Source organism: Pelagibius sp. CAU 1746 (assembly GCF_039839785.1).
Classification (GTDB): domain Bacteria; phylum Pseudomonadota; class Alphaproteobacteria; order Kiloniellales; family Kiloniellaceae; genus Pelagibius.
Genome location: NZ_JBDOQT010000002.1, coordinates 45,671 through 57,649 on the forward strand (window position 1 = coordinate 45,671; position 11,979 = coordinate 57,649).

General features: G+C 67.0%; 11 protein-coding genes. 7 read left to right on the plus strand and 4 right to left on the minus strand.

Annotated elements, in window-relative coordinates; translation table 11 throughout:
- Positions 1-28: 28 nt before the first annotated feature.
- Genes AAFN88_RS17170 through AAFN88_RS17180 form a run of 3 tightly spaced genes read right to left on the minus strand, consistent with a single transcriptional unit; the run spans position 29 to position 3,714 of the window.
- Entirely contained in the window at positions 29-883 is an 855-nt protein-coding gene (locus AAFN88_RS17170) for an alpha/beta fold hydrolase (RefSeq protein WP_347521756.1), read from the minus strand.
- Positions 880-2,559, minus strand: a complete 1,680-nt coding sequence (locus AAFN88_RS17175) for an ABC transporter ATP-binding protein (protein WP_347521757.1) — start codon at positions 2,557-2,559, stop codon at positions 880-882. Before AAFN88_RS17175 ends, AAFN88_RS17170 begins: the two co-directional genes overlap by 4 nt.
- 30 nt (positions 2,560-2,589) lie before the next feature.
- Positions 2,590-3,714 carry a hypothetical protein gene (locus tag AAFN88_RS17180; protein ID WP_347521758.1) on the minus strand — a complete coding sequence of 375 codons (1,125 nt, stop codon included), beginning with the start codon at positions 3,712-3,714 and terminating at the stop codon, positions 2,590-2,592.
- A gap of 537 nt (positions 3,715-4,251) precedes the next feature.
- Between AAFN88_RS17180 and hutU the strand changes: the two genes are divergently transcribed.
- From hutU to AAFN88_RS17210, 6 genes are all read left to right on the plus strand, one after another.
- A complete protein-coding gene (hutU, locus tag AAFN88_RS17185) occupies positions 4,252-5,934 on the plus strand; it encodes a urocanate hydratase (protein WP_347521759.1) in 1,683 nt (560 codons plus the stop codon).
- Between the two features lie 55 nt (positions 5,935-5,989).
- Positions 5,990-7,090 carry a TRAP transporter substrate-binding protein gene (locus AAFN88_RS17190; protein ID WP_347521760.1) on the plus strand — a complete coding sequence of 367 codons (1,101 nt, stop codon included), beginning with the start codon at positions 5,990-5,992 and terminating at the stop codon, positions 7,088-7,090.
- A gap of 244 nt (positions 7,091-7,334) precedes the next feature.
- Complete coding sequence (locus AAFN88_RS17195; RefSeq protein ID WP_347521762.1) at positions 7,335-7,844, plus strand: TRAP transporter small permease subunit; 510 nt, start codon at positions 7,335-7,337, stop codon at positions 7,842-7,844.
- Positions 7,841-9,391, plus strand: coding sequence for a TRAP transporter large permease subunit (locus AAFN88_RS17200; RefSeq protein WP_347521763.1), 1,551 nt, complete (start codon positions 7,841-7,843; stop codon positions 9,389-9,391). Before AAFN88_RS17195 ends, AAFN88_RS17200 begins: the two co-directional genes overlap by 4 nt.
- 155 nt (positions 9,392-9,546) lie before the next feature.
- Positions 9,547-9,765 (plus strand): hypothetical protein, encoded by a 219-nt coding sequence (locus AAFN88_RS17205; protein WP_347521765.1) that lies wholly within the window; start codon positions 9,547-9,549, stop codon positions 9,763-9,765.
- A gap of 334 nt (positions 9,766-10,099) precedes the next feature.
- The gene (locus AAFN88_RS17210; RefSeq protein ID WP_347521767.1) at positions 10,100-10,642 is read left to right on the plus strand and encodes a hypothetical protein; all 543 of its coding nucleotides are present in this window, start codon (positions 10,100-10,102) and stop codon (positions 10,640-10,642) included.
- A gap of 29 nt (positions 10,643-10,671) precedes the next feature.
- Here the strand turns inward: AAFN88_RS17210 and AAFN88_RS17215 are convergent, their stop codons facing one another.
- The gene (locus AAFN88_RS17215; RefSeq protein WP_347521768.1) at positions 10,672-11,565 is read right to left on the minus strand and encodes a transcriptional regulator GcvA; all 894 of its coding nucleotides are present in this window, start codon (positions 11,563-11,565) and stop codon (positions 10,672-10,674) included.
- A gap of 138 nt (positions 11,566-11,703) precedes the next feature.
- Here AAFN88_RS17215 and AAFN88_RS17220 point away from each other — a divergent pair, with 138 nt between their 5' ends.
- Positions 11,704-11,955, plus strand: coding sequence for a hypothetical protein (locus AAFN88_RS17220; protein ID WP_347521769.1), 252 nt, complete (start codon positions 11,704-11,706; stop codon positions 11,953-11,955).
- The last annotated feature ends 24 nt before the right edge of the window (positions 11,956-11,979 follow it).

Below are 11,979 nucleotides of genomic sequence, written 5' to 3' on the forward strand. Positions count from 1 at the left end.
CCGGGACGGTCCGCTGGCGGCACCGCCGCTATCGCTGAAGCCAATGATTGACGAAGCCGGCCAGACCGCCCACCGCCACGCAGTCGTCGAAGGCATGGCCGCAGCCGGGCAGCATCGCGAACTGCACCCGGGGCGCGACGCCCAGGCGCAACGCGGTCTGCAGAACGGCGCAGCTCCACCGGCCTCCGCGTTCGACCCGGTTGAGTCCTTGCTTGATGTCCACATCGGGAGTCTGGCGCAAGGCGGCGTCGCGCTGACAATCCCGGCTGCCCACCAAAACCAGTGTCGGGATGGCGAGGAATTGCGCCAAGTTCGCCGCGGCGCGGCGTCCGCGTCCGCCGCTGGGCATCACTCCGTAGGGAAAGCGATCGGTCTCGCTCGGAAAGGTGTACCAGCCCGCCGCCACAAGAATGAGGGAGGCGACCCGTTGGGGATGCAGCATGGCATAGCGGTGAGCGAACTGCGCGCCGCCGGAAAAGCCCAGCATGTCGACACGATCCAGCGCGCGCCCTGTAACACGCTCGACGTCCCGCCACAGCGAGTCGACAGCCGCCTCGGTGCCGCGCGCAACGCGCTGAAAGCCGTCGAAGCGCCGTTCGTCGAAATGCGGCGCGATGAGCAGCCGCCGCTGGGCCACGGCGACCTCGGCAAAGGCTTTAACGTGTGCCTCGGCATTTCGGGAGATACCGTGGACGGCCACCAGCGGCGGCCGCGCGAGATCGGCGTCCTCCGGCTGGAAGAGGAAGTAATCGGGCCGCCCGCCCGCTTCCATCTCCCTGCCCTCGGCGGGCCGCATGACCAGGCGGCCCGGCAGGGCCGAGATGGCGCAGGCACTCAGACTGTCCGCCTGCATGGCGGATGGTATCGAAAGCCGGGTCGTCATTGAACCTCTCTCAGGCGGACCAGCGGCCGGTCGGCCGCGGACAGGATCTCGGCCGGCCTGCCGGCGCGGAGCGTAATCACACGATGGGCGAGCCGGGCCCAATCCGGGCGATGGGTGATGAAGACAACCGGGCCGTCGAAGGTTGCGATGATCCGCTCCAGATCCCTCCCGCCCTCGGCGTCGAGATGCGCGTCCATCTCGTCAAGCAGCAGGACCTGCGGTCCGCAAAGCAGCCCTCGCGCCAATGCAATGCGCAGGCGTTCCCCTGCGGAAAAACGGCCCTGCTGTTCCTTGAGCGGAGTATCCAGCCCCTGCGGCAGGCGGGCGACCAGGGCGGAAAGCCCACAACGCTCGATCACTTCCGCCAGAGCCTCGTCGGAAGCCTCGGGCCGGCCGTAGCGCAAGTTGAAGCGCAGGGAGCCGCGCAGCAGCGGCAGGTCGCAGGACACCAGGCCGACCGCCCGGCGCAGTTGGCGGGCGTCGGTGACTGCGAGGTCCTGGCCGTTCAACTCGACCCGCCCGGCGTCCGGGCGCCGCAGGCCGGCCATGACCTGAAGCAGGGAGGACTTGCCGCTACCGTTGTCGCCCAGGATGCAGATTCGCTCGCCGGGCGAGACTTTCAGGTCGAGCGGCGGCAACAGACCTTTCAAGGCAACGCCGTGCAGCGCCACCTCGCCCGCGCCCTCGGCCAGCCGGCGGCCGCCGCCGGCCTTGGCGCCGCCGCGCGGAATGCGCAGGCGCAGCAGGCGCTCCTGCTTTTCCCGGGCAATGGATGCTGCGGTCCAGTACTCGTAGATGCGGCCCAATTCCTGAAGGCGCGGCGCCAACAGGCCGGCCACCAGCATGGCGGCCACCACCGCGCCGGGACTGGCCGCGCCCAGGGAAACCATCTGCGCACCGACCAGCAGCGCACAGAGACCGGCCGCCGCCGCTCCGGCATCGGCAAGGGCGCGCAGCAGGCCGATGGACTTGGCGCGCCCGATGAAGGCCGCCTTGAGGCGGCGGCTCAGGTTCTTGAAGCGCTCGGCCTCGCGCCGTTCCTGCCCGAAGGCCTGGATCAGGTGTAGATGGGCGACGCGGTCGGTCAGCAGCGCCGCCAGATGCCCGCGCCGGCGCCGGACGTCGCGGGTCGTCGCCTGCAGACGGTTGCCCAGACCCAGTCCGAGCAGCCCCGCCATCGCCACGCCGGCGGCCACCGCCAGCGCGATCACCGGCTCGATCGCCGCCAGTGCCGCCAGCGCCAGGACCACCACCACACTGCCCACCAGCAGTCGCGCCAGACCAAGACTGACCCAGCGGCGCAGCGCCGTGAGATCGCCGACGAAGCGCAGTGTCACCGCACCGCGGCTAATCTTTCCGGTGATCCCCGGGCCGACACGCAGAAGGTGGCGGTAGAGCCGCAGCCGCAGCGCATGAACGTAGGACTGGCCGACCCGCTCGGCATCCAGGTGTTCGCGGTAGCGCAGCCCCGCGTTGGCGACGGCAATGCCGATCAGAATGGCGACGACCGACAGTCCCTGCGCCGCTTCGCTATCGCTTCCGGCCAGCAGCCCGTCGAACCCTTGCTGCACCACCAGCGCGGTGGCCACCGCGCCGGCCGCTTGCAGAATGCCGTTGAGCACCAGCAGGGCGAAGTCCGTGCGGCGCGAACCGGCAAAGAGGCTTGGCAGTTTCATCACTGTGACAATCGAACTGTGCGTTGCGAATCAGGCCGCGTCGCGCTTGCCGTCATAGGCGACCCGCTGCGTCCAGGCGCCGGACTCGAATTCTTCGAGCGCGACCACCGGAATATCGCAGGCGGCCTCCGCCTCGCGCACCATCAACGGGCTGGATGTCAACTTGCCGGCCAAGGCCAACAGCGGCAGCTTGCGGCTGGCCAGCCAGTGCGCTCCGTATCCGGCGCTCATGGAATCCCCGGCGGCCAGGATCATGCCGCTGATCAGACGGGTGAAGCTGGAGTTCTCCACCAGTTCGGCGGTCTCGGGGAACAGCAGCCCGTCGGCGAGTTCGACCACGACAACGTCGCAGCCCTCGCGCCCCAATGCGGCGACAGCAGCTTCGAGGATCGACGCGGTCTCCGCCACCGGCACCAGGTAGGTGGAGGCATGACCGAAGTCGGTGAAGTCCAGCACCGCCGCGGCGCCGGCATCGACCATGGCCCAGCGGTCGCAGCCCGCACCCGTGCCGGTGATCTTGGCGGCGCCGACCTTGAGGCCGTTCCTGGCCAGCCCGCGTATCATGGCGGCTACGGTGGTGGTCTTGCCGGCGTTCATCGCGGTCCCAACCACCGCCAGCGCGAAGGGGCGCTGGACGCCGGGCTTGGAGCGCGTCTCGGCGACCCGGCTCAGATTCAGCACCCGGCCTTGCGCGTCGGCGACCAGCCCCAGGGGCTCTATCTCCGTTGGCTTGCGCGCGCCGGAATGCTTGCCGGTGCAGATCGCGGCGATGCCTCCGGCGGCCACCAGATTGCAGCTCTCCAGACTATCGGGCAGCAGCGCTTCGAACTGGTCGCTGGCATAGCGGGCGCCATAGCAAAGCAGAATGAGATCGTCGACGAAGAGGGCCTGGCGGCGCCCCTCCGGGCTCTCCAGCTTGCGGTGATGGCCGATGCGAGCGACACGGGCAAGCATCAGGTCGCCGGCCTTGGGCGTGGCCGCGCCTGTCAAAAGGCAAGCCGCCCGGCCGAGATCGAAGCGTCCGGTCACATAGGAGCGTTTGGCCTGCCGCAATTCGTCACCGGTCAGGGCGCGGCAGCCCGTTTCCTCAGAGGACGGCTGAACCTCTCGGAGCGTCTCCTGAGCGGCGCCGATCATGCCGTGTATCCGCTGCATCTTACCTGTAACTCCTTGTTATATCGTTTGCGGCACCCTAGGGACCGCCACTTAACCGCCAGTTAATACGTCTGACCGCTCGCTCTCGTTCTACGTTTCGGAGGACTGGAGCCGCCGAAACCGGCGTCCCCGGTCAACAGCAGCGGTGCGGAAAGATGTCCGGACCGCGGCGTCTGAGGGTCCGGAGCAGGGTCGCGAAGGGAAAGCACATCCAACCGGCACCTGGTCGTAGATCCTCGTCGTCGTGACTTGTCGTTGCCGGCGGCAAACCCTCACCGATGCCGGACTTCGATTGACAACACGCCGGGATCGCAATCCTTCCCAAAAAAATGACGCCCGGGCCGAATTCGGCCCCGGCGCCCGCGTCCACTGAGGTTCACCCTAGGCGCGCAGACTGACAGAAACCTGAAGCCCCGAATTAGCGTCAAATGCCAGCTATAAGCCGGCCGGCCCCGCTGTCGCCACCAGACTCCCCCATCGACTCTGGCCGTGAAGTTGTATATACAACTTTGGTCAGCTTTTCGGAGGATCGCCGCCATGCCAGATTCCAGCGCCCCGCCGCGGCGGGACAACGCCCGCGTGATCCGCAGCCCGCAAGGGCCCGAGCTCTCGGCCAAGTCCTGGCTGACCGAGGCCCCGCTTCGTATGCTCATGAACAATCTCGACCCGGAGGTCGCTGAGAAGCCGGAAGAACTGGTGGTCTACGGCGGCATCGGCCGCGCCGCGCGCGACTGGAAGTGCTTCGACAAGATCGTTTCCTGCCTGCGCGACCTCGGGGAGGACGAGACTCTGCTGGTGCAGTCCGGCAAGCCGGTCGGCGTGTTCCGCACCCATGCCGACGCGCCGCGCGTGCTGATCGCCAACTCCAACCTGGTGCCGCACTGGGCGACCTGGGAGCACTTCAACAAGCTCGATAAGGCCGGCCTGATGATGTACGGCCAGATGACTGCCGGCTCGTGGATCTACATCGGCAGCCAGGGCATCGTGCAGGGCACCTACGAGACCTTCGTGGAGATGGGCCGCCAGCACTACGGCGGCGACCTGAAAGGGCGCTGGATCCTGACCGGCGGCCTGGGCGGCATGGGCGGCGCGCAGCCGCTGGCCGCGACCATGGCCGGCGCCTCCATGCTGGCCATCGAGTGTCAGCCCTCGCGCATCGACATGCGCCTGCGCACCGGCTACCTCGACAAGAAGAGCGAGTCGCTCGACGAGGCCCTGGCGCTGATCGACGACGCCACCGCGAAGGACGAGGCGATCTCCGTCGGCCTGCTCGGCAACTGTGCCGAGGTGCTGCCGGAACTGGTGAAGCGCGGCGTGAAGCCCGACGCCGTCACCGACCAGACCTCGGCGCACGACCCGCTGCACGGCTACCTGCCCGCCGGCTGGACCCTGGAGCAGTGGGAACGCGAACAGACCGCCAGCCCCGACAAGGTGGTGAAGGCCGCCAGCGAGTCCATGGCCGTCCACGTGCGCGCCATGCTGGACTTCCAGGCCCAAGGCATTCCGACCTTCGATTACGGCAACAACATCCGCCAAGTGGCCGCGGATCAAGGCGTCGACAACGCCTTCGGCTTCCCCGGCTTCGTGCCGGCCTACATCCGTCCCCTCTTCTGCCGCGGCGTCGGCCCCTTCCGCTGGGCCGCCCTCTCCGGCGACCCGGAGGACATCTACAAGACCGACGCCAAGGTGAAGGAGTTGATCCCCGACGACCCGCACCTGCACAACTGGCTCGACATGGCGCGCGAGCGCATCCACTTCCAGGGCCTGCCGGCGCGCATCTGCTGGGTCGGCCTGGGCCAGCGCGACAAACTGGGCCTCGCCTTCAACGAGATGGTCGCCAAGGGCGAGCTGAAAGCGCCGCTCGTCATCGGCCGCGACCACCTGGACTCCGGCTCCGTCGCCAGCCCGAACCGCGAAACCGAAGCCATGCAGGACGGCACCGATGCCGTCTCCGACTGGCCGCTGCTCAACGCCCTCTTGAACACCGCCAGCGGCGCCACTTGGGTGTCGCTGCACCACGGCGGCGGCGTCGGCATGGGCTATTCCCAGCACGCCGGCATGGTAATCTGCTGTGACGGCACCGAAGCCGCGAGGCAGCGCATTGCCCGCGTGCTGTGGAACGATCCGGCGACCGGCGTCATGCGCCATGCCGATGCCGGCTACAAGATCGCCATCGATTGCGCCAGAGAGCAGGGTCTCAACCTGCCGATGGTGGAGTGAGGCAAGCATCCCAAACGATATGGTTTGTTGGGGCATTCAACAGGGAGAGCAAGTGATGAAAAGACGTGAGTTCCTGAAAGCCGGCGGCGGGGCCGCCGCCGGTGCCGTTGCCGCGAGCGGCCTGGCTGCGCCGGCCATCGCCCAGGGCAAGATGCAATGGAAGATGGTCACCGCCTGGCCGAAGAACCTGCCCGGGCCGGGCGTCGCCGCGCAGCTTCTGGCCGACCGCATCACTGCGCTGTCGGGTGGGCGCATCGAGGTCAAGCTCTACGCTGCCGGCGAGCTGGTCCCCGGCCGCGGCGTCTTCGACGCCGTCTCCGAAGGCACCGCGGAGCTGTATCACGCAGTACCGGCCTACTGGGGCTCCAAGTCCAAGGGCATCCTCATGTTCGGCTCGCAGCCCTTCGGCCTGCGCGCCGACGAGCAGGTCGGCTGGCTCGTCCATGGCGGCGGCCAGGCGCTCTACGACGAGATCTATGGCCGCTTCGGCCTCAAGCCCTTCCTCTGCGGCAACTCCGGCCCGCAGTGGCAGGGCTGGTTCCGCAACGAGATCAAGTCGGTGGACGACCTCAAGGGGCTGCGCTTCCGCACCACAGGCCTGGCCTCCGAGATGTGCGCCAAGCTGGGCATGGCCGTGCAGGCCATGGGCGGACGCGACATGTTCCAGGCCCTGCAGTCCGGCGCCCTGGACGCCGGCGAGTTCATCGGCCCCTGGACGGACTCGGCCCTCGGCTTCTACCAGGTCGCCAAGAACTACTACTGGCCGGGCGTCGGCGAACCCTCCTCCGCCGAAGAGTGCGCGGTCAATGCCAAGGCCTATGCGGACCTGCCCGACGACCTGAAGCAGGCCGTCGGCTACGCCTGCTCCTCGCTCTACAACGACGTCTGGACCGAGTACACCACCAAGCACGCCCAGGCGCTGCAGAAGCTGGTGGCCGAGCAGGGCGTCCAGGTGAAGAAGCTGCCCGACGACGTCATGGTCGCCATGGGCAACGCCGCCGGCGAGGTCATCGCCGAGCTGCGCGAGGACAGCGACGAGCTGGTCAAGCGGATCGCCGAGAGCTTCCTCGCCTATCGCAACTCCATCGCCGGCTACATGGTCTATGCCGACAACGGGCAGATGAACGCCCGCGCGCTGGACTACACCTACGGCTAAGGGCTTGGTCTTGACGGCCCACGGTCGACGGCCCACGGGTGACGGCCCACGGGTGACGGCCCACGAGTGACGGCGGTCGAGCCGCCGTCACCGCCCCTCCACCGTCATGCTCGGGCTTGACCCGGGCATCCATGGATCAAACACTCAAGCTGCGGTCCCATGGACCCTCGGGTCAAGCCCGAGGGTGACGGAAGGAGTTGGCGGATGTCATAGTGCCCAGCCGGCATTGCGGAGGAACGAGAGATTGCAGCAGTGGATTGCCCGGCTGGAAACCGTGAACCAAGCGGTTGGCGCGACGGTGCGCTGGCTGGCGCTGTTCATGGTGCTGCTGCAGTTCGCCGTGGTCGTGCTGCGCTATGTCTTCGGCGTCAGCTTCATCTTCCTGAATGAAGGCGTGCTCTATATGCATGCCGCCCTCTTCATGCTGGGGGCCGGCTATACCCTGCTGATCGACGGTCACGTGCGCGTCGACATCTTCTACAGCAAGCTGACGCGGCGCGGCCAGGCCGCCATCGACCTGGCGGGGGCGCTGGGCTTTCTGCTGCCCTCCATGGCCGTCGTCGCCTGGTTCACCTGGCCGTCGGTGCGCAACTCCTGGGCGGTCCTCGAGGGGCCGATCTCGGTGGGCGGCATCCCCGCTTCCTTTCTGCTGAAGTCGTTCATCCCGGCCTTCTGCCTGCTGCTCGCGGTGCAGGGCCTGGCCTGCGGCCTGCGCGACCTGCTGCGCCTCAAGCAAGGCAAGCCCGCCGCATGATCGAATACCTCGACCTCCTGATGTTCGCGGTGCTGATCGGCGCCATCCTGCTCGGCTATCCGGTGTCCTTCACCCTGACCGGAGTGGCGGTGATCTTTGCCGGCCTGGGCTGGGCGCTGGGCATCTTCGACGTGAGCCTGCTGGGCGCATTGGGCCAGCGCATTTTCGGCATCATGACCAACGACGTCCTGATCGCCATCCCGCTCTTCGTCTTTATGGGCGTGGTCCTGCAGCAGAGCAAGATTGCCGAGGAACTGCTGGAGACCATGGGCCGCCTCTTCGGCAGCCTGCGCGGCGGGCTGGGCGTTTCCGTCATCCTGGTCGGCGCCCTGCTGGCCGCCTCCACCGGCATTGTCGGCGCCACCGTGGTCGCCATGGGCATGATCGCCCTGCCCACCATGCTGCGCAACGGCTACAGCCCGACCTTGGCCTCCGGGGTGGTCTGTACCGCCGGCACCCTGGGCCAGATCATCCCGCCCTCGACCCTGCTGATCATCCTCTCCGACGTCATGTCCAACGCCTACCAGCAGGCGCAGTTCCGCCAGGGCCTCTTCACAATCGACACCATCTCCGTGGGCCAGACCTTCGCCGCCGCGCTGGTGCCGGGCCTGACACTGGTCGCCATCTACGTCGTCTACATGCTGGTGAAGGCCTGGACTTCCCCCAAGGCCGCACCGGCCCTGGCGCGGCCGGAGGTACGCCCGGCCACGGGCGACGTGCTGCACGCGCTGGTGCCGCCGCTGCTGCTCATCGTTGCCGTGCTGGGATCGATCCTGGGCGGCGTGGCGACCCCCAGCGAGGCCGCCTCGGTGGGGGCCATCGGGGCGCTGCTGCTGGCGGCGACGCGCAGTGGGGGATCGCCCAGACCGGTCTACATCGGCGGGGCCGCATTGTTGGCGCTGGCGATTCTCGTCCACCTCGCGCCGGTGCGCCTGCAACGCGGCGATACCGGCCCGGCCGAGTGGATCGTCGGCGGGGTGGCCATCGTCCTCTTCGCCGTCGCGGCGGTCGTCATCGCCATCGCTCTCCGGCGCGCCTGGCGGACCGGCCTGCTGAAACCGGTGATGACCTCGACACTGACCATCACCGCGATGATTTTCGCCACCATCCTGACCGCCAGCGTCTTCTCCCTGGTGTTCCGCGGCCTGGGCGGCGACGAGCATGTGGAGGCCATCATCGGCGCCATGCCCGGCGGCCCGGACGGTGCGCTGCTGTTCGTCATGGCGCTGATCTTCGTGCTCGGCTTCTTCCTCGATTTCGTCGAGATCTCCGTGATCCTGCTGCCGCTGGTCGCGCCGGTCCTGATCCTCATGGGCCACGACCCGGTGTGGCTGTCGATCCTCATCGCCATCAACCTGCAGACCAGCTTTCTCACCCCGCCCTTCGGCTTTTCGCTGTTCTACCTGCGCGGGGCGGCGCCCAAGGAAATCTCCACCGGGCAGATCTACGCCGGCGTGATCCCCTTCATCGCCCTGCAGATTCTCGGCATGGCGGTGCTCTGGCTGTGGCAGCCGCTGGCGACCGCAGTGCCGGACTGGCTGTTCTGAGATCCGTCGAGGCCTCGGGCCATGCCATTCCGGGGATCACCGCCCTGCCCTTGCAGTGCGGGGGGAATTTTTCTATGCCGGCACGGTCTAAGAGATGAGTACGGCAGCCGAATCACCTGAAGCCGTAACGTCCGGACAGCAAGAAAGTAGGGCTTATGCTTCGCGCCATTGCCACCGTCTCAGTACTGGGAGTCCTGGCCGCCGTCCTGGCGCTCAGCTTCAGCGATACCGGCAACGGCTTCTTCCAGATCTTCGGCGGCAAGCCGCGGACACTGGTCGATGCGACGACCGGTGAGCCCCTGACCCTCGAATCGGTGCAGCAGGGCGTCGAATGGCGCCGTGAGACGGCGGACAAGCTGCGCAATCTTAAGTAAACGGGACTCTGCCCGGGCGAACGGCCGATGACGCTTGGGGATGGCGGCGCGCGCGGCGCCGTAAAGCATATAACCGATTCAAAAAACTCAAAGTTGCCTGGAAGTTCAGCGCCTAGGTTGTTCGGGCCTTGATTGCAGATCAATCCGACAGCAATACCGATGATTGTGCGCGTTAATCTTTTGTTAAGAAAATCCTTAAGAGTCAAGGTGTTAGGTCACAGAAATGACTCACCGAGCGAACCGCACCACCCCTATTGTGAACTTGACGCTGGCGTTTTTCCGTACTGCGGGATCGTCGCAGCGCGAAAAGACCACCTGCTTAGGGAGACGCCATTTGCGCCCAACCAAAGCGATTGCGACCTGCGCCGTGACCACCATGGCTATGGTCTTTTCCGTACAGCAGGGCGAACACGGCCCTCTCGTCACCTACAAGCTGGAAGTTCCCAGGACCGTCGAAACCGCCGGCCCGACCACATCGCCCACGTCACCGGTGCCGCTTTCCGCGGTAACGCGCGACATGGACGCCGCTGCCCCGTCAGCATATACGCTGCCGGCGGACGTAGCGCCGTTGCAGGCCATCGCCCCGGCCGCACCGAAAATGAGCCCGCTCGAGCCGACCACTCTCGGCACCGTGGTCCTGCCGGTGCAGCGGACGGCGGCCCCGCAGCAAATCCCTGCGGCAAGCGGCGAGGCACAGCGAATCGCCGTCGACTACCAGCGTCTTTTCCGCTCCGTGACCGACCAGCCTTCCGGAGAGGCGCTCACCCACGCCTACCGCGGTGACGCGATCACTCTGGAGCAGGTCAATCACGATCTCTCGTGGCGGCGCGAAACGGCGCAGCGGCTGCGCAACTACCCCTTCGCACCGCGGTTCTGACGCGCCCCCGGCTTCACGCACCACCGTCTTCACGCGCCCTCGGCGCCGACCTCCTCCATGAGGAAGTCGCGGAAGACCCGGATCTTCTGCTCTTCCAGGGCGCCCGGCAGATAGACCAGGTGATAGCCCAGGTCGGTCAGCACCGTGATGTCGAAGGGCTTCACCAGAGTCCCGGCCTCCAGATCCCGCGCCACCATCGACAGGCGGCCCAGAGCGACGCCGTGGCCGTCGACGGCGCTCTGCAGCAGGCTGGTAATGTCGTTCATCACCGGCCCGCGGCGCGGATTGACGTCACTCACTCCGGCGACGGCGAGCCACTGCGTCCAGCCGTCGTAATCGTCTTCGTGCAACAGCGTGTGATGGCGCAGGTCGCCAGGGCAAGTCAGCGGGTTCTCGCCCTCCAAGAGGCGCGGACTGCACACCGGCGTATAGTCCACCCGTAGCATGAATTCGCTTTCGATCCCGGCCCAACGGCCGGCGCCGAAACGCACGGCGACATCGACATCGTCATGGCGCAGGTCGCAGACCTGGATGGTGTGGTGGACCCGCAGGTCGATTTCCGGGTGCTTCTCCCAGAACCTGGGTAGACGGTAGACCAGCCACTTGGCCCCGAAGGACGGAGTCACCGAGACCGTCAGAGTGTTCGAATCCCCGCTGCCGCGCAGATCGTCGGCGGTCTCCGCAATGCGCGTGAAGGCTTCGCTGACCACGGGGAACAGCACCCGCCCCTGCTCGGTCAGCGCAAGCTTGCGGGTCATGCGCTTGAACAGCGGATAGCCTAGATGCTCCTCCAGGGCCTTTACCTGATGGCTGACCGCCGCCGGGGTGACGTGCAGTTCCTCGGCGGCCTTGGTGAAGCTGAGATGGCGGGCGCCGGCCTCGAAGGCCCGCAACGCGTTCAATGGCGGAAGCTTCACCGGCATCTCGTATACCTTAGATAAACTAATTCATAGAATGAGAAAGCATCGTTTGTCCGGTATTCGGATATCCGTATCTTAAGGACAGAAACGGCGCATTCAAGAGCGCCTAGACAGTCCACCCTCAAACGAATGAGAATTATTATGTCATATATTCTCTATAGCTCCATCGCCCGCGCCGGGGGCATCGACCTGCTGCTGGGCACCGAAGCGGTCTCCCACGCCCCCCTGGACCCTGGCCTGCGCCGCCGGCGCGCCAACCGGGTCCGCCGCCTGCGCCGGCGCAGCGGCCAAGCCCTCATCCGCCTGGGCGCCGCGATGACCGGCTTGGGCAAAAGGCTTGCCCCGGCAGGCTGCCCGGTGGCGCCCCCTCCTCTCAAGCTGGTGACGGACTGAGTCCCGTCGCCGCGCGAAGGGTCG